Below are 26,588 nucleotides of genomic sequence, written 5' to 3' on the forward strand. Positions count from 1 at the left end.
TATCGATACATTAAGATGATTTCTCATATTGACCTGGAGAAAGTCCAACATATTTTTTAAAGGTTCGGATAAACGTATTGACATTGTTAAACCCGACCATGCTCGCCACTTGATTAATTTTCACATCTTGCGCTGACAAAATCTCTTTTGCTTTTTCCACTCTGTACATATTTAAATATTCTTTAAAATTTTCTCCGGTTTGCTCCTTAAAAACTCTGCTCACATAACTCGATGTTAAATTAAAATGCTCAGCTAAATCAGAAAGAGAAAGATCCCTTTGAAAATTTTCATGGATAAAGCTCATCAATTGATCAGCAACTGATAAATCTGTCTTATTTGTTTGTACTTGGATGTTTTCAAGTAGCTCATCGAATAAACTTGTGATCGTTTGCTCAACCTTTTCTTTACCACGAATATGTTGAAGTCTTTGATAAAAGGTTTCATCTTCGCCAAAGATTGTCTTTTCTGCCTGATTCGTCTGCGATAAAATTCGATGAAACGTGGCAAGCAATTCAAATACAAGGCTTCGGAGTGCATATTCATCAAGCTGTCTAACATATAGATTATCGTTTAAGACGGTTTTTAAAATGGACATGGCCTTCTCCTTCTGGCCTCTGCAACTAAAATTAATCAATTCTTTCTCCATCTCAAGGGGGTAATAGTAGCTCTTTTGCTCAAAACATTCGATATCTTCAGTTGTCACAATGTTTTTTCGTTCAATTGCATACCTGTATTCAAGCAAATTTCTTGCCTGCTTATATCCTTTTTCGAAATGATAAAGTGATGCTAATGGTTCGCTGATTGCAATAAACATTGTAGAGAGTAAGCGTTCATCTAATCCCTTATTAAATGAATTTATCCAATTCCGTATGTTCTGCAAATTTGTTTCACTTGTTAAGATTGCGAGTTTCTCGGCTTCCATTTCGATCATTTCATAAGAGATGTTCTTTTCGATATGTTCTTTTAAATAGGTTAGTAGCTGAAGCTTGATTGTGAGAATCCCTTCACGTGTAACCGATTCTTCCCAATCCTTATAGTGGGAGAATTCAAAAAGGATTACCCTTCCTTGTTTAAGCTTAGTAAGACCGAAAAATTCTAATTTTTCCTTCACTTCCTCTTTCTCGACTAATCCAAGAAGCAAGTCTTTCATAAATTTTTGTTTCAATGGCATCTGGTGCTGATCAATCGTTGAAAGCAGCCTTTCGTTCATTTTTTTCATATTCGTCGTTATTTTCTGAATAAAGGCAAACTCATCTCCTTCGATGCTATCTTCTCCATCTTTTAATACTTGAAGTACTTTTTTTACAGGCTGATACGTATAATTCACGAACACAACTTGAAGTACTAGCCCTGCTAATAAAAAAAGTAAATAAACAGGCAGAGAATCGATAAGATGGCCGGCAAAAGATGTTTCAGTCACATGTTTAGGGGTAATATAAAGATACTGCCAATCTTTTAACACTTCTGAGGTTAAGGATTTGATCTGATAATCCGAAGCTGTTATTTTTTGATATGGGACAAGCTTTTCCTGAGAAGATTGCAGCTGTTTTAATTTATCCTGATTCAAGACATCAGTAATCGAAAGATCATGAAAAGTAGTTCGATGACTTAAAATACGTTTCCCTTCTATTAGAGCAAATCCTCCTTGATCAACTGAATGTAAAGCAGGGTACAGGTTTTTCGTATAGAAAGAAAGAAAAAAGACTACATTTTTGCCTTCAGCGATCCACTCTTTTTTCAAAAGGGTAATATATAGATTATCTTTCTGTGGATTCATAAGTGAAAATAATTTATACTGTCCAAAGCTATTGTTTTTTCCCTTTAAGTAGCTAGCTACCTGTTCATTTTCTTCTTTATTAAGTCCGAGCTGTTGAAAGTACCGTTCTTGGTTAATTGTCATGTCAGGTGTCACAATCATATCTTTATCTGTTTTCATCACACCTAGCTTATACTCAAACTGACTAAAAGCATTTGAATTTTTCTGCAGTTCTTTATACAATTCATTAACATAATAATGTTCCAGTTTTTCATTCGTGTTTTGACTGAAATTCTCAAACGCTTTTGAAGATTTTAGCTGGTTAATCCCACTCAATGCCACCAGTAAACGATGATCGACTTTTTCCTTCACCTGTTTTAATAGCTCTTTCTGACTCTGCTCCAACTCATAATTCGTAAACTCCCGGTTTTTTATATAATAAACAAACGACAATGCAGCTGTATAAACAAAGATAACCGCCATCATACATACAAACAACTTCCAATAAAATTTTTTCCTTTTTATCACTTCTCCGCCCCCCGCTCGAATACAAATTTATAAACAAATTAGCTTACTTTTTATATAAATTTACTTTTTTTCAACTTACTTATGACAATAAAACGATTTACCCTTGAAGTGTGACGAAAGCATGTTCTGTTTTTTTAAAACTATTGCATAGAGTAAAGTTCTCTTCACAACTTCGCTTCGATTCCTTATTATTCCTTCTTAGATAAAGAACAAAACAAAATTGACGTCTTCTTATCAATAATGGCTATCAGTTTGTATTGTTGATGGGACTTCCTACTTGACTATAAATTTGATAGCCGGAAACTGAAAATCTTTTCATTAAAAAGCCTTCAAGGATCATTCTCCAAGAAGGCAACTTCATGTTCTTACGGTTAATTAAGTAATAATTCTTCCTCTATCGGTAGAATGGGAAGCTGAATAAAAATAATGGTCCCTTTTCCTACTTCACTTTCTGCCCAGATTTCACCATTGTGCCTATTAATAAATTCCCGGCATATTGATTGGCTTAATCCATGACCTCTTACGGAAGGATGATGGGATTTGGTAAAGTGTCGTTCAAAAATGAACGGAAGGTCTTCCTTTGCGATCCCACCTCCAGTATCCTTACAAGAAATTAGCACCGACTTTTTCTTTACTTCTAATTGCAATTTGATACCACCAGTGCTCGTATGTTTTATCGCATTTGATAGTAAATTTTGAAATACTTGTCCGAAACGATCTAAATCAATTTCAAGGATCGGAAATAGCTCTTGTGTGCCTTTCTTTAATTCAAGATCTAAGGAGCTATTTAGAGATTCCTGGTAGTAAAGAAGTTTACAAACATGGGCAAGGTACTATTAAAAAATATGAGATATTACTAGCTCCGTAATCAATTTAGTAGCGTTTTTTCTTACATCCATCTAAGAGCAATTGTCAGATGACAGCAATCTGCGCCCCCAACCTGTGAAGAAAGTTTAAGATTAATGCCATCTGGGTTAAATGAGGTCTCCACCTTGGATTTTATCCCTGTTGACTTAATCAATCGTTCAACTTCCTTTTTATTTGATTGCTGAGCTGCATACATAATCTTTTGAGCAAATGGCTTTGACTGGGCAAATTTATCTAAAACCAAACTTGCTTCTCTTATTAATTTTTGCATTGATTTCGCTGATTGTTCAAATAATGTAGGATCAACATCAGGATATTGTCTACTTACATATTGATAATTGTTAATTAACGAAGACATATTGAATTGGCTAACAGGATAACCATATACATGATATACAGGGTGATACATAGGTTGACAATGATATGGATACACGTTTAAGCAGCTCCTTTACGTAAGTTACCACTTATACTATACGACTGATGCGTCTAATGGTGTTTGTCTTTTTACTCCTAGGATTATCCTAAAAATAAAAACTGTCTCATAACAGGGAGTTGGAGCCCTTTATTTGAGACAGCTTTTTTATTTTTTTATAGGCAGGAAAAGACTAACGGTTGTTCCTTCATTCACTTTACTTTTAAAATCAATCTTTCCTTTATGAAATTCAACAATTCGATAACTAACCGTTAATCCTAAGCCTGTACCTTTTTCTTTCATCGAATAAAAAGGCTCACCAAGATGTTTTAATCTTTCTTGATCTATCCCACACCCATTATCTGTAAACTGAATGCAAATATGTTCTTTATCAAATCTTTCAACATTCACCATAATTTTATTTGAAGAGGCTTCAATTGAATTTTTAATAATATTGATAAATAGTTGTTTTAGTTGATTTGGTTCACAATCAATAAGCGGCAGCTGTTCGTTGGTTATGACTTCTAGCTCAGCACCGTATAAATTTGCCTCAGATTCTAATAATGACTTGACATTCGTTAATAGTTCATTAATATTACGCTTCTGAAATTGTATTTGTTGGGGCTTGGCTAAAACCAAGAGCTCACTTGCTATAATATTAATTCTCTCTAGTTCATCAAGCATAATGTTATAATACATCTGATTCTCTTTGCTGGAGGTTTGCAGAATTTGTACAAATCCTTTTAATGATGTTAATGGATTTCTAATTTCATGGGCAACACTGGCAGCCAATTCACCTATTACTGATAGTTTTTCTGTTTTTAGAAGAAGCTCCTCTGTTTCTTTTTCTTTCGTAATATCGACCGCATAGCCAATTACTCCAACTGTCTCATCATTAATGATCATTGGAACAGCCGTACAACGCAACATTTTCTTTAATTTGTCTTTGGAGACCATTTCTATTTCTTCATTGATCCAAGGTTTATTTTCCCTTATCACATTTAAATAAGCTTCATGAACCCGTGAACGGTCATGTTCAGCGATTAGGGATATGATTGATTTTTGTAAATAAGCATCCTTTTCATATCCTGTGTATTTAAAAAAATGATCATTGACATTTGTTAGCCTACCTTTTAAGTCAATCATATACACTAATGCTGGGTTAAATTCAAATAATGACTTATATCTTTGTTCACTCTCAGCAAGCTTTCTTTCAGCCGCAATTCTATCTGTTACATCTCGTCCCATAACGACAAGCTCTTTTCTAGATCCGGTTTCATCATCAAATATTGGAATCTTGATTGTATCAAACGTTTTCATTGTTCCATCAGGCATCTTGATTTCTTCGATACAACGGCTAACCTCACCTTTTAACCAAGCTTCTTCATCAGATATTTCACAATATCTTAACGCATCACGAAAAAATTCGCTATATTTAGCTAGATCTGAATCTTTTTTTCCCTTATAATCAACATGTTCAATATTAAACAGCTTTAACGCAAACTCATTTGCCTTTGTCCATCTTCCTTCACCATCTTTAAAATTAACAAAATCAACCATGCAATTGATTAAGATGTGTAACTTATTCTTTTCTTCCTTTTCTTTTTCATAGGCCTCTTTTTTCAGGATTAAATAATAGATAAAGATACTTGTAAAGATGACAAATAGGATTCCTTTCATATTTTGAAAAATTAAATGAATGTCAGTAGGAATATTAATAAAAACAATTAAATTATCCGTCACAATAATCCATATAAAGCTGAATACGATATATACCAATAGCCATTTTATTTTATTAGCCATAATACTCTCCTTGAATATTGACGATTAATGACTATTTTACTATAGTTATTCTCGGATTACATTACTATTTAAACAGAAATTTTTTCCGAAGAAATTACAAGAAAAAAAAGGCGACTAACAATAAAAGGGTCAGTCCCCTCTAACAAATATTTAGATATATGTTGGAGAAAACGGACCCTTTAGAGAAAGCCTCTTCTTTTATTTATTTTCTAATTATCCTTAATCAGCGATAAAAGCGTTATAACCTTGTCTTTTTAAGTCTTCGGCGACAATTCGAGCAAGCTGTCTTGCTCCTTCACGGTTAGGGTGTAAGCTGTCACCCGTCATATAAAGACTTTTTGTCGCTTCAGGCCCAATTGATGTAAAGTATTGGGAACTTAGAACGTTTAGATCGACCAATGGAACACCTTCCTCCTTAGCTAATGCAAGAATGGAATGTCTATACCATCTATTTTCTGAGTTGTGAATATTTTCTACGTTAAAATCAGTCGCTCTTCCCTGTGGTGTTGATAAAACAACCGTTGCTCCTGTTTCCTTAACCTGTCTAACCATGTCCCGCATAATCTCTTTAAACTCTGCTTCGGTTGTATTGTTCTTTGGATTTGTGTCATTAATTCCCAATTGCAAAAGAAAATAATCACCTGGTTTAATATACTTCAAAATGGCTTCTAGTTGACCATCATCTCGAAAGCCTCTTGCAATTTGACCACCTGATGCCATATTCCTAACCTGGTAGTTTTGAGTATCAACAAATTCAGGCAATAGCTGACCCCATCCAGCTTGAACACTGTTTACTAAAGGGTAGTAGTTGCAAACAGTTGAATCTCCCCCTATATAAATTGTAGGATTTGGAATAGGATGTTTTGATAGTTTTTTGATTTTCAGGGCACTGAGAGTAAAATTTGTTCCAACTTTCCCTTCCGTCACAAGCAGGTTTAATTGATGATCGGTAATAGGAATTTGGAATGTATCTGTTGCCCCGTTTCCGGTCATATTGATAACTTGAAAGACACCTTCAGCCGCCACACTTGCTCTTGCAGTATTTCCAAGAGTTACAGTTACCTCGTAAAGCCCATTTGGCAGATCGACATTAAACGTGTTCGTACTTTTCGTGCCAAACGTTAAAAATTCAACTGCATCACTAGCTACTCCTGTCCCACTCGCGTCAACATTTTGCATGTTTTCAGGTGTATTAAATCCATATCCCTGTTTCTCAATATAACGATCTGTTGCGCTAACTCCTGTATATCCCTTTTCAACAGGGCCATCACCAAAGTCAAATTGATATTTCTTTGGTTCAGCTTGTGATGCTTGTACTTGAGGAGGTGCCGAAATACTCAGTGCAAAGACAACCAACAAAAGAACTGAACAAAATAGTTTCCAACCTCGTCCCTTTTTCACGGTTTGTCCTCCTTCACAAAAGTCTCCTATTTTATGAATGTCATTATATCTTGACCTGAAAAGCAATACCCATTTTCTAATGTACCTGAGAAAGTTACTTCAATTTCGCCCAATTCGCCATCAAGTATGTTTAAAATATCTTGTTGTTCAAACTTCACAATGTTTCCTTGAACCTCTCCCGCTATCTGCTTTCCATTAACCTTCATTTGTACTTCTGAAAGTCTTTGTTTAAAAGGAAGTGTCACTTTCCCTGTTACACGGTATTCACCGCCATTATTTTTTACATGAATAACATGTGGTGACATCTTAATACTTGCGTTTGCAACGACATACATATCTGGAAAGACTGGTTTAGCCATGTTATTACCGAGATAGAAGCTTGTATGTGGCGGTTGATTATAAGCGACATTTTGCCAAGCAACACCTAATCGATACACCCGGTCATGCATTAGTGTATAGATGCGTTTATCCGTTACATCTGTTGTCGTAAAAATACGAAGCTCACTGCTATCTGCTGATCTCCAGATTGCTTCTTCACGCCAGTCGCCAACTAGATCTGCCTGCAAGCTTGGATTTCCTTTCGTCGAGTTATTAGAGGCTGTGTCTTCTGCTGTTAATAGATTAATAGTCGTGTTCGTTTCATAATCCCATTTATCAATTTTTCCTGTTCCATAGCCTTTCGTTGCATCCCAATGATGGTCTAGGAGCTCTCTTGATAAGTCGCCATCCCACCAAATTCCAAAGTTCGTCGATGACGGCATCGATTCAGTTATTAAATGACCAGTACTTGTAAAGACTCCACCTCTAGCCCATACCTCTTCACCTACATAACGCGGATCAATATCAGCTGCCATTCCTCTTCCAGTATCTCGACCAGTAAAAATCCCCCATAGTACCTCACCTGAGTCAGCATCACGATATTCCATCCCATATGCAGCATTTTTACTTTCATGAACTTGAAAGACCTCCATGCCAGGATGATTTGGATCCAGATCACCTAAATGCATCGCATCACCATGACCTAAACCGGTTGTGTATAAACCGGTGCCATCATCATCTATCGCCATTGCACCATAAATGATTTCATCTTTTCCATCCTCATCCACATCTGCAATGCTTAAATTATGGTTCCCTTGACCAGCATAGCCTTCATTATTTGGTGTATCACTATCAAACATCCATTCTTTCGTTAATTTTCCATCACGATAGTTATAGGCTGCAATCATCGTTTTTTCATAATATCCTCTAGCCATAATCAAACTTGGCCGTTTGCCATCTATGTATGCAATTCCTGCTAAGAAGCGATCCACACGATTACCGTAGCCGTCACCCCAATCTGATACGTTTCCTCTTGAAGGTTCAAAATCAGTAGTTACAAGTTCCTGACCAGTTTCTCCATCAAAAATTGTTAAGAACTCAGGACCTTCCAATATTCTCCCTTCAGAATTTCTATAGTCTGCATTCGGGTCACCGATTACTTTTCCGGCAGCATCGGTTGTTCCATCAGCCGTTTTTAAAGCAACTTCTGATTTGCCATCTCCATCAAGGTCATAAACCATAAATTGCGTATAGTGGGCACCAGCTCTTATATTTTTCCCAAGACCAATCCTCCATAAGTGACTGCCATCCATTTTATACGCATCGATAAACACTTCACCAGTTATACCATTCCTTGAATTGTCTTGTGAATTTGATGGATCCCATTTCAGGACAATCTCATATTGACCATCTCCATCCAGGTCACCGACACTTGCGTCATTTGCATGATACGTATAAGTTGTTCCATCTGGGTTGATTCCATCAGCAGGTTTTTCAAGTGGTACTGAAAGAAAGTTTTTTCCCCAAACACTAACCACTTTTGATTTGGAATGTACTTCACCATCTTTAACTGCATGCACAGAGTATGTTGAATCTGCTTTACCTTGCTTATCAAGAAAATTTGTACTTGTTTTGACTGGCGAGGAATTTATCTTTTCACCATCACGATATAAGTTAAAAGCAATATCCTCCCCTTCATCTCCTAACAATCTCCAGCTTAAAAATACACCGTTATCTACTTTTACAGCTACGAGACCGCGATCTAAGTATTCCATTTGATAAGATTGTTTGGTTTGTTCCTGACTTGAATAGTCGCTAGCCATTGATACATGGGGTGCCAACAGGGAAGCGGTTAGGATAGCGCTAATCATAAATTTATTGCTTTTCTTTAATCCACTTCTTATTAACATAGACAACCTCCAGATTAGTTATTTATGAAGCGCTTTCATTAAAGGGCAAGTTTAATAAAAAGATCCTTACCTCCTTTCTTTTGCTTGATTAATCAATGAAAGATTCCTTTTTAACTTAACTGAATGCTGTCTTACAAACAAGCTCACTTTTTTGCATAACCGTTTTCTTATCAATTTGCACTTTTTTGTAAACCGAGAATCTTTTGTTGAGGGGAAAAAGGCTGTCTCTTTAGATTTGAGACAGCCTTTATGACTACTTTTGGAGAGCGATCGCTTCTTGCTTTTTTTCAATTTTTGAAAAAGCAAGAAGTGAAGACCACATGATTACAAATGCGAAGAGGCTTCCGCAAAAGATTGGAATTAATCCTGGTATAGTGATCATTAAAAAATAAATGGCAATCGCTCCTACCACCATCATGATCGTTGATAAGGGGTGTAAAATCATAATTAGAAACGAATTTTTGAGTACATGAAATATCTTCGTTTCATAATGAACAAAAACTGGAAAAACATAAAAAGAGGTTAACACATACCCTAAAAAGATCATTAATAATGGAAAGTACAGCAGCCTAATCACTCCTGATGCTTCCCTCACAATCGTAAGGTCAAAATATAAAATATATCCAACAACAAACATCAAGATCCCGATCATATTACTTTTTACAAATTCTTTCTTATATGTGGTAAAAAATGTTTTAAACACAGGAATATCCGTATCTCCTATAATCAGCTTTCGAATAACTGCAAGCATAGCCGCGGATGCAGGGAAAAATCCAAATACGATTAACCCAACAAGTGAAAATAACAGCCATAATAAATTTACATATGCAAGTTTCATAATCCATTCGGATATTTTATAAAAGCCTCCTGCTAGCCCATTCATTTGCATTCCTATCTCCTCCTTAACCTTTTATCGTTCCAATTACTTCTTATCAATCACTAATGACACTTGACACCCGCCAGGCACCATAATAATGTTATCATCAACATTTAGCCAGACAGGTAATGCATGAGGATTATAAACAAAGTGGCTGTCTGCAGAAAATTTCAGGTTTTGAAATGCCTTCAGATAATCCACAATTTCAATATTTGTTGCATACCATATATCCTCTCTATTACCAACCACTTGGCAAAAACGTTCGATAAGCTCCCAATTTTGGTCAAGATCAAACTCATAACTATGTCCCCATACATACAACATATATAGATATTGCTGTTTATGAAGGTTGATAAAGGTTTCAGTAAGCTTCATTAAATCTTTATTATGATGGCATGTTGGCTTCCATTCATAAAAATCATCAGGGATTGAAAAATCGCCAGTGGAATGAACCGTTCTTCCATACTCTATTCCTAGAAATGGAAGTATCTCTTTAATTTGACGATTATATGAACCATTTGGATAGGACATTCCTCTAACGGGATATCCTACTATTCTTTCTAACCCTTTACGATCTTCGATTATTTCTTCAACCAGCTGTTCTTTTGGCGACCTTGCAATGGTTGGATGTGTGACTGTGTGGGCAGAGACTTCATGTCCGTCATACAGCTCTTTTATTTCCTCGAGTGAGATGCGATCTCCAACACCTAATAGCCCGGAATTAATATGGAATGTTCCTTTTATTCCATACTGATTGAAAATGTCTACTAATCTCCTATCAGCTGCTTTTCCATCATCATAGCTTAATGTTACAACTTTATGTTTACCTTCAGGAAACGCTAACATTACTTTTGGCATTCTATCAATCTCTCCTTTTTTATCGCTTCATGTACGTAAAATTTATGATAAGCTGCCTTCATCGGAACCATTAGCTCGATGACAATTAAAATTATCCATCCTTTTCAATATCCACTAAATCACGATCTTGATGCAATTTCCGATATTGGCTTGGCGGTATGCCCATTTGTTTCTTAAAGATTCGATTAAAATAGCTGTGGCGATATCCTACGCTTTCAGCAATATCATTTATCTTCATCGTTGAATGCAAAAGAAGTTCCTTCGCTTTTTGGATTCGTAATTCTGTTAAATAATCAATGAAATTTATTCCTACAATTTGTTTAAATGCTTTGCTGAGCGAGTAAGGGTTCGTTCCTGCTTCTTCTGCACAGCTATCTAACGAAATATCGTTCATATAATTTTCCTGAATCATACAAACCACTTTTTCAACGATTCGCTTTAATTCCATATTCATCCTGCCTTCAAGTCTTTGGTTAAATGGCAGAATAATCGAGTTAATAAACCATTTTGTAAACCTTTCGATTGTGTGGATCTGGGAAAGCTCTTCAAACATATCTTTGCCGTTAAACAAATCATGCGGATGGATACCTGCATGCAAAATTTCATGCTGGATACTGCTGTACAATTGCCTTACACCCTGTTGAATATTCACCTCATTCATCCCATTTTTTTCTGCTATTTCCTCTAAAAACTGATGAACTAACATCTCAATTCCATCTATTTGCCCCATTCTGATTGCTTGAATAATTTCCTTTTCAACCGTAAAAGGATAACGGAAACTATTGATATCATTCAATGATCCAATCTCCTGGATATCAATGATTTGATTTTTATTTTCAAAGATTCGAAGACGTTTCCACTTATCCATTTCTTCAAAAATATGATGGATTTCCTTGATTTTATTTGTCGGTTCGCTAATGGTGACAAGAACCTGCAGGTTGATAATGTCATTAACAGCATCCGTTACTTTACTCGCAAATTGAAGAATATCCTCCCTTATTGAAGAGCCTGATGGATACAGAATTAAAACACCAACAGATAAATCTGAGAATTTCATCACATTGTATTGTGTAAACATCTCATTGGCGATTTCCTCCATTATATTTGCGGTTAAGAAGGTTACAAGACTTTCATCATTATTTGAAAAACGGTCTTTTGAATCTAATAGACCTGTCAGGTTCACATCAATTGCAATATAATGATGGTTTTCAATGATCCAACCATATCCTTTCATCCTTTTTGCTAAATCTTCTTCTTTATAATGAAAAAAATACCCTTGTACAAGCTGAAGCACGAAACTATTCTTAATTTCTGTTACTTGTTCGGAAAGACGGTGTTGTAATAAATTGCTTCTTTGTGATAATTCTTCCCATTGTTGCTCAATCAGCAAGAATTCATCTGTACCAGTCGGCTTCCATTTTTCAGTGGATTCGTTCATCAATTTACCCATTAACTTTCTAATTGGTGAATAAATCCGATAGGATGCAAACCATGACATAATAATAGCTAGAATAAGAGCGGATGCGCTAATCACTAATATGATTCTTGAAACAATAACAAGAGGTGCTGTAATGGACGACATTGGTGCTGCTGATACATATGTCCAATTAGAATCAACTCTTGATAATTGACCGACAGAAACAGAATAGATTTGATGATCAAAGGTAAATTGAAATGATTCCTTACCCACATCCAGTTTAGCTACCTTATTTTTTAAAGCGTTTACAAAAGATTCATCATTTGTATTGTTTGTCGACAATATCACCTGATTATCATGATTCAAAATGAATGTTGCGCCTTTTCCGTACGGTGTCAGCGTTTTCAAAATTTCAAGTGCATGATTTTGATTAAGAGAGATAATAATAGAGCCAAATGGATGTTTACTACCTGCAGGTATGGTATGAATAAGAGCTAGACTTGATCCATTTTGGCTTTTTCCAGGATAAGGGCCCCAGTAAATACTTTTCCCCTCTAATGTTTTGTGAAAAAGACTGACTTCCTGTTTGTTTAAAGAATGATACTCCGTATTAAACAAGACATTCTTATCTCCCTCTATATAAAGGTCAACATTTTTAATAAGAGGATGTGTTTCTTGTAAACGCACAAGTGTTTTTGAAAGATCATATGACTCTGTAAAGTGTTCAACAAAATCCATACTTCTTAATGATTCACCAAAGCGAGGTTCAATCGCCCATCGTGATGCGGAATATTCCAAATTCCTGAATTGTTCATCAATATTTTTTGCCCTTTGCTCAATTTGCTCCTCATGAAGTTTACGGAGTTCGTCCTCAACAGCGCCAACAGCAAGCCAGTAAATAAGAATCCCCGTAATTAACCCTGGAATACTGGCTATAAGCAAAATGAGAATAAAATTTTTCCGAAAATGATTTCCGTTCCAATTCACTTTTTTTAGCATAATGCCTTTATTCTTTATCCCAATAAAATCCCCCCTATTCAAACATAAAACAAAAATTATCACTTCTATTATTGCATAATTCAAACAATAAAAGAAAGCGGTTTATGAAAATCGGCAAAACTAAATTCTTTTTCATGTAAAAAGGACAATTTACTGTTTTATTCAATAAATTGCCCTTCTATAAAACTAACCTTTTACTGAACCTAATAACATGCCTTTGGCAAAATGCTTTTGGAGGAAAGGATAGACGATTAAAATCGGTAATGTTGCTACGACAACGACGGCAAGTTTCAATGATTGCTCTGGTGGTTCAACATATTCTGCACCCATTGAGGCTGGATCGCTCAACATCGATTGGGAAAGGAGAATGATTTGCTGAAGCAATACTTGAACTGGCCATTTCGTATTGTCATTGATGTATAATAATGCACTAAAGAAATCATTCCAAATCGCGACCGCATAAAAGAGTGCAAAGGTTGCAAGCACAGGTTTTGACAGCGGGAGCATAATTCTCCAGAAGATCCCAAACTCCGTACAGCCATCAATTTTAGCTGACTCCTCTAATTCTGCAGGGATATTTTGAAAGAACGTTTTTACAATAATTAAATTAAATGGATTAATCGCTGCAGGCAAAATCAAAGCCCAATAAGAATCCAATAATCCCAATGATTTCACAACTAGATAAGTAGGAATCATTCCTCCGCTAAATAACATTGAAAATACAATGAGATTCATTATGGTACTGCGTCCCATTAAATGTTTTCTAGATAGCGGATAAGCCATCGTAAAGGTAAAAAAGAGACATACAAGCGTTCCGACAACTGTTACACCAATGGATACTAATATGCTTCGGGTAAATGTAGCTGTTGAAAAAATATATTTATAGGATTCCAGTGAAAATGTTTCTGGAATGATAAAAAAGCTTCTTCTCGTTAACTCTGCTTCAGTAGCAAATGATCCAGCAATCACATATAGGAATGGACAAACCATCAGCAATCCGATGATTCCTAAAAAAATAAAGTTGAATACATCAAATACTCGACCTGCTGGAGTATTGTGCATTTTTGGCATTGCCATTTGCAAACACCTCCTCTAAAATTAAAACCAATTAAAAGATCCCGTCTTGTCCCATTTTCTTCGCCAGCTTGTTCGCACCTAAAACAAGAATGATGCCGACGACTGATTTAAACAAGCCCACTGCTGTACTATAACTATATGCACCTTGTGTAATCCCTACAAAGTAGACATAGGTATCAAATACATCTGCCACACTGCGGTTTAATGAATTCGACATTAAGAAAATTTGTTGAAAGCCTGTATCCAGGAAGTTTCCAAGCCGCAAAATGAGTAAAACGATAATTGTACTTCTTACAGCTGGCAGCGTAACATGCCACAATCTTCGGAAACGACCTGCTCCGTCTACAATCGCTGCTTCATACTGTTCTTGATCAACAGTTGCTAGAGCGGCTAAGAAAATAACCGTGCCCCAGCCTGTTTCTTTCCAAATAATTTGTCCCATTATGAGCGGGCGAAACCACTCAGGTGATGATAAAAAGTTGATTTCCTTTCCATAAAAATAAGAAACAATTTCATTCATCACCCCACCGCTTGTTGTAAAGAAAATATACGTAATACTTGCAACGATTACCCATGACATGAAATGGGGCACGTATATAAAGGTTTGAATCGTTCTTTTATAAGAATTAATCCGTAATTCGTTTAAAAGAAGTGAAAGGATGATTGGTGCTGGAAAAAAGAAGACCAGGTCTAATGCCGCTAAAATGAATGTATTTCGTAATAATCTAAAAAAATCGGGGTTTTGGAAAAAGTCTTTAAAATTTTCAAAACCTACCCATTCACTGCCAACCACACCTTTAAATGGCGAATAATCTTGGAAAGCAATGACAACTCCCCACATTGGCACATATTTAAAGATCAAAAAATAGAGAATTCCTGGAATTAATAAGAGATATAACCATCGATCTCTCTTTAATCTCTGCAGCTTTGTAATCGTTGTCGTTTGTTTCTCACTGACTATATTTGCTGAGTGATTGTACTCTTGGTTGACATTTTGTGTTTTAAGAAATGCCACTGTCTCTCCCTTCCTTCCTATGATGTACGATTAAAAGTTAGGAGGTGAGCTATGCACCTCCTGACTTTTCAAATTATTTGTTTGCCTCTTTGTATAATTTATTGATTTCTTCAATATAATCTTCTCCACCAGTACTGCGCCATAATTCGATAGCATCCTTAAAGCCTGCTTCATCAATCTGACCGACGATAAATTTAATTCGTGCATCATTAATAATATTGTCTAATTGCTGACCTTTTTGAGCATAAACCTCAGAAACTAGGGCTTCAGCAGGGTTTGGAACAACGATTTCTTCATTTTCTTTTTTAACTTGTTCTTCCTTTAATAATAACGGTGTTTGTTCTTCTTGAATAAACCGGTTCTCTGGTATTCCAGTCTGGAATTGGTTAAGGTCTGTGAACTCATTAATAAGAGCTTCATTATTTTTCGTAAGGTTGACTAAATTGCCATCTTTCATTTCATAATGACGTCCTTCTAAGCCATTGTAGGCTAAAGTTTGAGCCTCCTCTTCACTTAACTTATCAATAAACGCTAAAACTTTTTTCAGCTCTTCTTCTGTTTTTACGCTGGATTTAGGAATGGCAAGCATACCAGAATATCCAGAGGTAGGCAGGTTATGCAGACCAGTCGGCCCTTCCACTGCACCTATTACATCGATTGGCTCTTTTAAATTAGGGTTTGCAGCCAGCATGTCTTCTTCAGCACGATGAGCACGGTCGACTACATCGACAATAACACCTGCTTGTCCATTTAGTAGCGGGTCACCCCATTTTTGCGGATCCATGACCGCAAAATCTTCATTAATTAATCCCTCATCATAAAGTTTTTTAAAGAATTTTAGTGCATTAAAATATTCTTCTGTCATAAAATCAGGCTGCAAGTTTCCTTCTTCATCCTCGCCCCACTTATTTGGAGCTCCAAACCATGTTTGCATAATGTCCCACGGACCTGTGTATTTTGAAACAACCATTCCATAGGTATCATCTTTTCCATTTCCATCTGGGTCTTTTTCTGTGAACGCTTTCAAAACGTTGTAAAAATCATCAATTGTTTTCGGTGTTTGCAACCCGACATTTTCTAACCAATCTTTTCTAAATGTTATCCCGTTTCTTCCCAAAGGACGACTGCGATAGATTCCATAAATCTTTCCGCCTATGGAGCTATTATTTAACGTAATTTCATTTGCTTGACTTAGATTAGGATAATCCTTTAGGTAAGGTCCAAGCTCCCAAAAAGCATCGTCTTTAACCGCACTTATGAAACTAGGTAATTTTGAAGGAATCATCATAATATCCGGTAGATCACCAGATGCTAGTGTAATATTTAATTTGTCTGAATACGAGCTATTAAGAACCCAATTCACTTTAATATCCGTTTCCATAAATTTTTCAAGCTCTTTAAATACTGGACTATCTTCACTAGGAGGTTCTGGTGTATAAGCCGTCGTCATAATTGATATCGTATTATCTGATTCGCTTTTTCCGGATTCTTTACTAGATGTTTCTGCATCGCTGCATGCAACTAATGATGATGAAATCAACATTGTTGAAAGTAATGGAAGGACAATTCTCTTTCTTATTTCTTTTTTACTTTTTCCCATTTAAAATTCAGCCCCCTGTATTAAAATTTTTATTGGGAATCAAACGTCACTGCTGTGAGCGGGATGATCTCTGTCTTTACCATAATTCAAATCGATTTTTCTAACAATTATCATTTTTTGCCTTCTAAAAAACCATTGGTAATACTGAATTTGCAGTGTGAATTTCAACTTTTTTGACTAGATAATACTTTTTTGTAAACGCTTTTATGGTTAATGAATAGTATATTTAACCACTGTTCTTCTTGTGAAATAGGACATACCATACTTAATTATTGGATGCTTTAATACTATTATCAGATTGTATATTAGTGCATAATGTTAATTAAACTAGAAGCTAATTTATTTTACATAGCTTATGATTTTGTAAGACTGGTAAAGTATCAAACGCTGGAACCTCCACTAAATAAACGTTACCATATCCGCTCATATCACTGGTAAAAAGAATTTTCGTTCCGTCAGGACTAAAACATGGATGAACATGAACTTGTTGAATATGAAAACTACCACGATGTTTGCAGAGTACTCTTGGTCCCTCCATTTTATCATTATGTTTTTTCCACAAAAATAAACAGTCTTGATAGAATGAACCGTGATAAGCAGTTGTTTGCTGACCATCACCGACAATTAATTCACTATCTTTTGAATGAATATGCATATTTTGATAGGGAAAATGATATTGTTCACATTCTGTATTATTAAATTTAATTGAGCCTAAAAATTTGCCATCTTTCCGATCCAATGAATCTGTGAAGCCATGATAGCCAATCCTCAAACCATCTGCATGCCAATATTCATGTCCAGCATATTGATTAGGGTCGCCCTCTGCAACCTTCCATTTTTGACCCGTATCAATATCAAGCACCCAAATTCGATGGTCTACTTTCTCCCATGGTCCTTCATGACAGAATGTAATCAAATTTGGTTGAGTTGGAGATGCATTTATATGCCCAATCCACCGCTGTTCTTCATGAATAATCCTTACATCTCCCGTTTCTATTTTCAGTAAACAAATTTGGCAATGGGGTCTTGCCGCTTCTGTTTCCTCAAATCCAATATATCCGCCGGATAAGTTGCTTTTAATCGAATATGATAAATCTTCAGTAAGACCAAAACATAAATGTTTCCCATCAGCAGTACAACTTAAATTACTAAAGTGATAGCCTTCTGGAAGTTCAAATAGTGTTTTCTCTTGATAGGATGCTAGATTGATGGCAATAATGTTCTTATCCAATGTAAAGTAAGCTTCCAATTTTTGCGGGTTAATAAATGTACCCTGAATTCCTTTTTTCTGATCTCGTTTTAAATCTGTAAGCTGTGTCAGTTCTCCACTTAGCAGGTCAATGCTATATAAATTTGTCCTGTTTTCCCTGTCAGAACCAATTAATAATTTTGTGTTTCCGTCATACCATGCGTTATTTGTGAAATATAAATGGTAACTATGTCCGAAATAATCCGTTAGTTGTGTGATTACAGCACCGGTTAGCGGATCATGAAATCTTTTCAATTCGGATGGCCATTTTTTACCCTTTGTCATCGAGTTTCCTCCTAAAATTATGATATCGAATAAGTGAATTTTTTTCTGTTTTAGTAGATATACCCCGCTATTTATCATTGAATGCGATTTTATTTTTACTGTTTACGTATCTATCTTCTTTTTTTAGTTATTACTTCATTACTTCAAAAACTTCTAATTCTAGCTCTTCTAACGCTTCTGCTACTAATTTAGCCATTTCTTTCGCACCCTTTTTAGTAAAATGAGTATAATCAGTCTCATTAATAGATGCCATAAATAGTTGAAAGGATTGTTCATACCCTATTGATCGATAATAACTCAAACTTTTATCCATTAAATCGATTAACTTTACCTTTTTTTCCTCTGCGAGTTGTTTCATTGCCAGACAATAATCGGTAAAGTCATTTATAAATTGCCCATTTTCTATATGAAGCCTTGCAACAGGCGTAATGAGAATTGGTATGGCATTTACCTCTTGTGCACCTTCGATATACTTACTTAAGTATGTCTTATATGTTGTATATGGTTCAGTGTATCGCCCTGGTTTGGATTTTGTTGAATCATTGTGGCCCATTTGGATTAATAAATAATCATTTTCATTCATTTCCTCAAGCAACATTTGAAGCCTTCCTTCCTCTACAAAGGTTTTAGAGCTTCTTCCTCCTATCGCATGATTCAGCACTTGAATTTCTTCTGGAAGAAAATGAGTTAAAAATTCTCCCCATCCACCTTGATTACTGTCTTTCTGATAAGCCTGGACAGTTGAATCTCCTGCAAGAAAAATTCTCCTTCTATTTTTACGCATAAACCTTCTTCCTTTCATTTGATAAACTGTTATACTCTCTTATATAGTAAGCAAAAAAAGCTTGGCACGACTATCGTACAATTTTGATCATGCCTGATTTCTTCATTTATACTTTTTTGCGAGTTTACTATTTTATTGCTCGTTGCCAATGAAGCGATAAATAAAAAATGCACAAAGTGTTTAGTAAAAAACACTTTGTGCATTTAACAATTAAAATCTTATATTAAGATAAAACTGTACTGCCCATTAAATAACGATCCACTTCACGTGCTGCTTCACGGCCTTCATTGATTGCCCAAACGATTAAGCTTTGGCCGCGTCTTGCATCACCTGCTGCAAACACACCTTCAACGTTTGTTTTGAAATCGCCATATTTTGCAGCAACAACATTTCTAGCTGTTGTTTCTACATTAAATTGTTTTAATACTGGTTGTTCCGCACCCTCGAAACCAATTGCAATGAATACTAGTTGAGCTGGCCATACTTTTTCTGTTCCAGGGATTTCCTTAAAGTAGTATAAACCATTTTCATCTTTAAGCTTTTCCATTTGAACAGTATGAAGCTCTTTTAAGTTCCCATTTTCATCAGCAACAAGCTTCTTTGTTTGGATAGAATATTCACGAGGATCGTTGCCGAATTTGGCTTCTGCTTCCTCATAAGCATACTCCATCGTAAACACATGCGGCGCTTCAGGCCACATATTTTCTTTTGTACGTGACATTGGTAATTTTGGGTGTTTACCAAATTGAACAACACTTTTACAGTTTTGACGAAGAGCAGTTGCGACACAGTCAGCACCTGTATCTCCACCGCCAATAACAATTACATCTTTACCTTCTGCATTGATGAACTGCCCGTCTTCAAAGTTTGAATCCAGATAGCTCTTTGTTGAAGTAGTTAAATAATCCATTGCAAAGTGAACACCGTTTGCTTCACGGCCTTCGATTACTAGATCACGCTGCTTTTGGGCACCTACACAAAGGATTACGGCATCATATTCCGCACGAAGTTCTTCAGCGGTAATATCTTTACCAACCTCAGTATTTGTAACAAAGGCAATTCCTTCCTGGCTTAATAAATTGATACGGCGTTCAACAATTCCTTTATCAAGCTTCATGTTTGGAATCCCGTATGTTAACAATCCGCCCGGACGGTCTGCACGCTCGTAAACTGTTACATAGTGTCCCGCTTGGTTTAATTGGTCAGCACTTGCTAAACCAGCTGGACCTGATCCCACAATAGCAATCTTTTTGCCTGTGCGCTTTTCAGGAATACGAGGTGTAATCCAACCATTTTCAAAGCCTTTATCAATGATTGCTTTTTCAATGTTTTTAATTGTAACAGCCGGATCAGAAATCGCGACATTACATGAGCCCTCACAAGGAGCAGGACAAACTCTTCCTGTAAATTCAGGGAAATTATTTGTTTTTACTAAACGGTCTAATGCTTCCTTCCATCTTCCACGATAAACTAGGTCATTCCACTCAGGAATTAAGTTATGAATTGGGCATCCTGAAGTGAAACCATTGATTTCAGTACCAATATGACAGAAAGGAGTAGCGCAATCCATACAGCGCGCTCCTTGTCTGCTTAACTTTTCCTCAGAGAAAGGAGCTGAATACTCTTTCCAGTCATTTAAACGTGCAAGCGGCTCACGTTCTGCCGCCTCTTCACGCTTAAATTCTAAAAATCCTGTTGCTTTCCCCATCTTCCTCTCCCCTTTCTACTGTACTACTGCTTTGGAACGTGATGAAATTGCCGTTCCCTTTTTTTCAGATTTTGCATTTGCTTCAAACGCACTCATGATCGCTTCTTCATTCGTTAAACCAGCTTGCATTTGTTCTGCAATTTTTTCCATCATTCGTTTGTAATCTTTAGGAATAACCTTAACAAACTTCGGTAAAACTTCATTCCAATGCTCTAATACAAACTCAGCCTTTGAACTGTTTGTATAGCGGAAATGAGCTTGGATCATATCTTCAAGATCTCTGATTTCCTTATCGTCAGTTAATCTTTCAAATTCAATCATCTCAGTATTACAAAGATTTTTAAATTCTTCTTTATTATCAGCAAGTACATAGGCAATACCACCTGACATACCTGCACCAAAGTTTTTACCAACTTCACCTAGGATTACAACGCGGCCGCCAGTCATATATTCACAGCCATGATCTCCTACACCTTCTACAACTACATTAACACCAGAGTTTCGTACGCCAAAGCGCTCACCCGCACGTCCATTAATATAGGCTTCACCACTTGTCGCACCATAGAATGGTACGTTACCAATAATGACATTATCAGATGCAACAATACTTGATTCAGCTGGTGGAGCAACAATAATTTTTCCACCTGAAAGTCCCTTACCTAAATAGTCATTTGCATCACCAGTTAAGTGCATCGTTACACCACGCGGTACGAAAGCACCAAAGCTTTGTCCTGCAGAACCGGAGAAACGCAGTGTAATTGTATCTTCAGGCAGGCCTTCCTCGCCATAGCGTTTAGAAATTTCACTACCAACGATTGTACCAGCAACACGATTAATATTTTTTATCGAGAATGAGGCATCAATCGGTGTACCTGTTTCAATTGCCTTCGCAACTGCAGGTAAAATTTCTACCATATCAAGTGATTGATCAATTTTATGATTTTGCTTGAACTTTGCAGTACGAGCTCCTTCAGGTTGGAATAAAAGAGTAGTTAAATCTAAATCTTTTGCTTTCCAATGTGCTTTTGCACGCTCGCTTACTTGCAATACATCCGTACTACCAATCATTTCGTCCATGTTCTTGAAGCCAAGCTCAGCCATGATTTCACGAACTTCTTGAGCAACAAAACGCATATAGTTAACAATGTGATCTGGGTCACCAGTAAATTTATCGCGAAGTTCTGGATTTTGCGTTGCAACACCGACAGGACAAGTATCTAAATGACACACACGCATCATGATACACCCCATAACAACAAGCGGAGCAGTTGCAAATCCATATTCTTCTGCACCTAAGATCGCTGCCATGACAACGTCACGACCTGTCATTAATTTACCATCTGTTTCTAGTACAACACGGTCACGCAGGCCATTAAGCATCAATGTTTGATGTGCTTCCGCTAAACCAAGCTCCCAAGGAAGACCAGTATGCTTAATACTTGTTTTTGGAGATGCTCCAGTACCGCCATCATAACCACTGATAACAATAACATCTGCTGCTCCCTTAGCAACACCAGCAGCAATTGTACCAACTCCAGCTTTAGCAACTAATTTAACACTAATACGCGCATCGCGATTTGAATTTTTCAAATCATGAATCAGCTGTGCTAAATCTTCAATTGAGTAAATATCATGATGTGGTGGAGGTGAAATTAAACCAACACCTGGTGTTGAACCACGCACATCTGCTACCCATGGGTATACCTTATTTCCTGGTAATTGACCACCTTCACCAGGCTTAGCACCTTGAGCCATTTTAATTTGCAGCTCATCCGCGTTTACTAAATAATGGCTTTTTACACCGAAACGACCTGAGGCAATTTGTTTAATCGCACTGCGGCGGAAGTCACCATTTTCATCAGGTGTATAACGATTTGAATCTTCTCCACCCTCACCGCTATTGCTTTTACCGCCTAAACGGTTCATCGCAATTGCCAATGTTTCGTGAGCTTCTTTACTTAATGACCCAAAAGACATCGCACCTGTTTTAAATCGTTTCACAATCGATTCAACCGATTCTACCTCATCGATTGAAATCGCAGTTCTGTTGCTGTTAAATGCAAACAAATTACGTAAGAAGCCAAGTCTTTCCTCATTTGCAGCATGTGAAAATTTCTTGAAGAGTTCATAATCATTTTTGCGACAAGCCCATTGTAATGTGTGGATGGTTGTCGGGTTAAAAGCATGATGCTCTCCATTCTTTCTCCATTGAAAATCACTACCAGAATCCAATGTTTTATCCACTTTATCAGCAAATGCATCTTTATGGCGTAAAAGAGCTTCCTTCGCAATGGTGTCTAAGCCGATTCCGCCAAGTTGTGACGCAGTTCCAGTAAAGAAGCGGTCAATAACATCTGCACCAATACCGACAGCTTCAAAAATTTGAGCGCCGCGATAACTTTGTACAGTGGAAATCCCCATTTTAGACATTACTTTTACAACACCTTCTGTAATGCCTTTAATGTATTTCGCAACAGCTTCTTCATAGCTAACTGCCAAGCTTCCATCTAATACTGCTTCCTTATAAGTGGCATAAGTTAGATAAGGATTAATCGCATCAGCGCCATAGCCAATTAAAGCTGCAAAATGGTGTACTTCTCTTACCTCTCCTGATTCAACAATGATGCTTGCTTTTGTACGAGTACCTTGACGAACCAAGTGTTGGTGCAATGCACTAACTGCTAACAATACAGGGATCGCTGCTTTTTCTGCATTCATTTCACGATCAGATAAGATAATGATATTAACATCTTCAGCAATAGCTTTTTCAGCTTTTGTAAATAGTTCTTGTAAAGAATTTTCTAAATCTTCTGTAAATAATGTGTCAATTGTTTTGCTTTTAAATCCGTCATATAGATTTAGGCGTAATTGTGATAACTGATCATTAGAAAGCACTGGTGTGTCAAGCTGAATTCTGCGAGCATTTTCTTTAGTTGGATGAAGAATGTTTCCTTCAGTCCCAAGCAACGTCATCGTTGATGTTACAATTTGCTCTCTAATCGCATCAATTGGCGGATTTGTAACTTGCGCAAAAAGTTGTTTAAAGTAATTGAAAAGTGATTGCGGGCGATCTGACAGAACCGCTAAAGGTGTGTCATTCCCCATTGACCCAAGCGGATCTTTACCTTCTGTAATAATAGGAAGCAAGTACTTTTTGATATCTTCATACGTGTAACCAAATGCACGTTGACGGTCGGAAAGATCTGCTACAACTTCCTCTACTAGCATTTCTGTATCATTTAGCTTAATAAGCTGCTCATTTAACCATTCTTGATATGGCTCTTCTTTCGACATTTCTTCTTTAATTTCTTCGTCCGAAATAATGCGTCCTTCTTCTAAGTCAATAAGAAGCATTTTCCCAGGACTTAATCGATCCTTGTAAAGAACGTTCTCCTCTTCAACCTCGATAACCCCTACTTCAGAAGAGAAGATAATGTAATCGTCCTTGGTTACATAGTAACGTGCTGGACGTAAGCCGTTACGATCTAAAATCGCTCCGATTTGTTTACCGTTTGTAAAGGAAATCGCAGTCGGTCCGTCCCAAGGCTCCATTAAGCAGCTGTGATATTCATAAAAAGCTCTTTTCTCAGGGCTCATATGAGGGTTCTCTGTCCAAGGTTCCGGAATCATCATCATGGCTGCATGTGCTGGCTTGCGACCTGCTAAAACAAAGAATTCAAAGGCATTATCTAAAATAGATGAGTCACTACCTTCTGCATCTAATATTGGCAGAACCTTTTCAAGATCTTCACCAAATGCTTCAGATACGAATTGCTGTTCTCTCGCTTTCATCCAGTTCATGTTTCCACGAAGTGTATTTATTTCACCATTGTGAATTAAATAGCGGTTAGGATGTGCTCTCTCCCAGCTAGGGAAAGTATTTGTACTAAAGCGTGAATGAACTAAAGAAAAAGCAGAAACAAAGTCTTCATCTTGTAAATCTAAATAAAAAGCATCCACCTGTTCTGGAGTAAGAAGACCTTTATAAACAATGGTGCTGCTTGAAAGACTAGTAAAATAAAAGCGCAATTCACGTTCTGCAGCCCATTTCTCTGCTTGTTTACGGATCACATATAATTTACGTTCAAACGTAATATTATCAGTAATGTTCTCATTTGCACCAATGAATACTTGACGAACGACAGGGCAGCTTAATTTAGCAACAGGTCCAATGGCTTCTACGTTTACTGGTACAGTTCTCCAGCCTAATAATATTTGACCTTCTGCTTCAATAAAGTTGTTAAGTTGTTCCTCAATTTGTTTTCTCTCATTGTCGTCTGTTGAAAAGAACATCATTCCAACACCGTAACGACCACTTTCAGGAAGAGTCATTTCCTGACAAGTTTTTTTGAAGAATGCATCAGGGATTTGCACCATTAAACCAGCGCCATCACCTGTAAGCGGGTCACTGCCTTGTCCACCCCTGTGGTCTAATTGACAAAGCATGTTCAGTCCTTTTTTTACAATATCATGTGTAGCGTGGCCTTTAATATGAGCGTATAAACCGATACCGCATGCGTCATGTTCAAACTCAGGACGGTAGAGACCTTGTGCTTTAGGAATTTGATTGTAAGTCATGTATATCTCCCCCCGTTAGATAATCTTACACCCGATAATTTTCAGATAATTACATTATATCTTTGCAAATTGATATTAACAATATATAATTTAGATAAGATCTATCTAATATTGATATAAATCGATAGGAGGCCGCGATGGAATTACGCCAATTACACTATTTTATGGAAGTTGCTGAACGGGAACATGTTTCTGAAGCTGCACAATATTTACATGTTGCCCAATCTGCTATCAGCAGACAAATTGCTAATTTAGAAGCGGAGTTAGGTGTGACTTTGTTTGAAAGAGAAGGTCGAAATGTAAAGCTAACTCCAATTGGAAAGGTATTTCTTGAACATACTAAAACCGCAATCAAAGCGATCGATCATGCCAAAAAACAAATCGATGAGTATCTTGATCCTGAAAGAGGTTCAATAAAGATCGGATTTCCGACAAGCCTTGCAAGTCATTTATTACCAACTGTCATTTCAGCATTTAAAGAAAAATACCCGAATGTTGGTTTCCATTTAAGGCAAGGCTCATATAAGTTTTTAATTGATTCCGTCATCAACCGCGAAATAGACTTAGCTTTTTTAGGACCTGTTCCGCAAAACATTCCAGAAATCGAAGGCACCATTTTATTTTCTGAAAATATTTCTGCTCTGCTGCCATCTACACACCCACTGGCGTCTAAAAAAAGCATTCTCCTAAATGAACTTAGGAATGACCAATTTGTCTTATTTCCTAGAGGCTATATTCTTCAGGAAATTGTTATTGAAGCATGCAAACAGGCTGGTTTTGTCCCAAGCATCTCTTCAGAAGGTGAAGATTTAGATGCGATCAAAGGGCTAGTGTCTGCAGGGATGGGTGTTACCTTATTACCCGATAGCACCTTTTATGAAACAATCCCAAGATTCACGGTGAAAATCCCAATTGAGCTTCCTATTGTCAGAAGAACAGTCGGAATCATTATTTCTAAAAAAAGAGACCTCGCCCCTTCTGAAAAAGTCTTTTTTAAATTCGTTAAAGAGTTCTTTTCAATGCTAGAGCAATATCAATAATATCAACTACGGGCTGCCTCAATAGGGGCGGCATTTTCATTTTGTCCGCCCGTGTTACCATCATAACAAATTTTTTTAATTCCTTATGTAAGTAATAAATGGTAAA

The 26,588-nt window shown here is 36.7% G+C and carries 16 protein-coding genes and 1 pseudogene; 1 reads left to right on the forward strand and 16 read right to left on the reverse strand.

Annotated features, from left to right (window positions below):
- Window positions 1-10: 10 nt before the first annotated feature.
- From ACSVDH_RS17535 to gltB, 16 genes and pseudogenes are all read right to left on the reverse strand, one after another.
- On the reverse strand, window positions 11-2,284 hold the full coding sequence (locus ACSVDH_RS17535; protein ID WP_439251530.1) for a helix-turn-helix domain-containing protein: 2,274 nt from the start codon (window positions 2,282-2,284) through the stop codon (window positions 11-13).
- A gap of 371 nt (window positions 2,285-2,655) precedes the next feature.
- On the reverse strand, window positions 2,656-3,021 hold the full coding sequence (locus ACSVDH_RS17540; protein ID WP_439251562.1) for a sensor histidine kinase: 366 nt from the start codon (window positions 3,019-3,021) through the stop codon (window positions 2,656-2,658).
- A 152-nt stretch (window positions 3,022-3,173) separates the two neighbouring features.
- On the reverse strand, window positions 3,174-3,584 hold the full coding sequence (locus tag ACSVDH_RS17545) for a YuzC family spore coat inner layer protein (RefSeq protein ID WP_439251531.1): 411 nt from the start codon (window positions 3,582-3,584) through the stop codon (window positions 3,174-3,176).
- A 147-nt stretch (window positions 3,585-3,731) separates the two neighbouring features.
- Window positions 3,732-5,366 carry an ATP-binding protein gene (locus tag ACSVDH_RS17550; protein WP_439251532.1) on the reverse strand — a complete coding sequence of 545 codons (1,635 nt, stop codon included), beginning with the start codon at window positions 5,364-5,366 and terminating at the stop codon, window positions 3,732-3,734.
- A gap of 219 nt (window positions 5,367-5,585) precedes the next feature.
- Complete coding sequence (locus ACSVDH_RS17555; protein WP_439251563.1) at window positions 5,586-6,725, reverse strand: rhamnogalacturonan acetylesterase; 1,140 nt, start codon at window positions 6,723-6,725, stop codon at window positions 5,586-5,588.
- Window positions 6,726-7,096: 371 nt separating this feature from the next.
- Window positions 7,097-8,995 (reverse strand): annotated as a pseudogene (locus tag ACSVDH_RS17560) (rhamnogalacturonan lyase); the annotation flags it as partial.
- A gap of 253 nt (window positions 8,996-9,248) precedes the next feature.
- Window positions 9,249-9,884 (reverse strand): YesL family protein, encoded by a 636-nt coding sequence (locus tag ACSVDH_RS17565; RefSeq protein ID WP_299088541.1) that lies wholly within the window; start codon window positions 9,882-9,884, stop codon window positions 9,249-9,251.
- Window positions 9,885-9,917: 33 nt separating this feature from the next.
- On the reverse strand, window positions 9,918-10,730 hold the full coding sequence (locus ACSVDH_RS17570) for a polysaccharide deacetylase family protein (protein ID WP_439251534.1): 813 nt from the start codon (window positions 10,728-10,730) through the stop codon (window positions 9,918-9,920).
- 91 nt (window positions 10,731-10,821) lie between these two features.
- Window positions 10,822-13,146, reverse strand: coding sequence for a helix-turn-helix domain-containing protein (locus ACSVDH_RS17575; protein WP_439251535.1), 2,325 nt, complete (start codon window positions 13,144-13,146; stop codon window positions 10,822-10,824).
- Window positions 13,147-13,332: 186 nt separating this feature from the next.
- Window positions 13,333-14,217: an ABC transporter permease subunit gene (locus tag ACSVDH_RS17580; protein WP_518618326.1), complete on the reverse strand. Its 885-nt coding sequence runs from the start codon at window positions 14,215-14,217 to the stop codon at window positions 13,333-13,335.
- Between the two features lie 37 nt (window positions 14,218-14,254).
- Window positions 14,255-15,184, reverse strand: a complete 930-nt coding sequence (locus ACSVDH_RS17585; protein WP_299088579.1) for an ABC transporter permease — start codon at window positions 15,182-15,184, stop codon at window positions 14,255-14,257.
- 127 nt (window positions 15,185-15,311) lie between these two features.
- Window positions 15,312-16,838 (reverse strand): extracellular solute-binding protein, encoded by a 1,527-nt coding sequence (locus ACSVDH_RS17590; RefSeq protein WP_439253650.1) that lies wholly within the window; start codon window positions 16,836-16,838, stop codon window positions 15,312-15,314.
- 334 nt (window positions 16,839-17,172) lie between these two features.
- Window positions 17,173-18,372, reverse strand: a complete 1,200-nt coding sequence (locus ACSVDH_RS17595) for an oligogalacturonate lyase family protein (RefSeq protein ID WP_439253649.1) — start codon at window positions 18,370-18,372, stop codon at window positions 17,173-17,175.
- A 130-nt stretch (window positions 18,373-18,502) separates the two neighbouring features.
- On the reverse strand, window positions 18,503-19,156 hold the full coding sequence (locus ACSVDH_RS17600; protein ID WP_439253648.1) for a rhamnogalacturonan acetylesterase: 654 nt from the start codon (window positions 19,154-19,156) through the stop codon (window positions 18,503-18,505).
- A gap of 223 nt (window positions 19,157-19,379) precedes the next feature.
- Window positions 19,380-20,864, reverse strand: a complete 1,485-nt coding sequence (gene gltD / locus ACSVDH_RS17605) for a glutamate synthase small subunit (RefSeq protein WP_439253647.1) — start codon at window positions 20,862-20,864, stop codon at window positions 19,380-19,382.
- A gap of 15 nt (window positions 20,865-20,879) precedes the next feature.
- Entirely contained in the window at window positions 20,880-25,442 is a 4,563-nt protein-coding gene (gene gltB, locus ACSVDH_RS17610; RefSeq protein WP_439253646.1) for a glutamate synthase large subunit, read from the reverse strand.
- A 137-nt stretch (window positions 25,443-25,579) separates the two neighbouring features.
- Here gltB and gltC point away from each other — a divergent pair, with 137 nt between their 5' ends.
- Window positions 25,580-26,482 (forward strand): glutamate biosynthesis transcriptional regulator GltC, encoded by a 903-nt coding sequence (gltC, locus tag ACSVDH_RS17615; protein ID WP_299088550.1) that lies wholly within the window; start codon window positions 25,580-25,582, stop codon window positions 26,480-26,482.
- Window positions 26,483-26,588 lie beyond the last annotated feature (106 nt).

The sequence above is a fragment of the Metabacillus sp. Hm71 genome (assembly GCF_051842955.2).
Classification (GTDB): domain Bacteria; phylum Bacillota; class Bacilli; order Bacillales; family Bacillaceae; genus Metabacillus.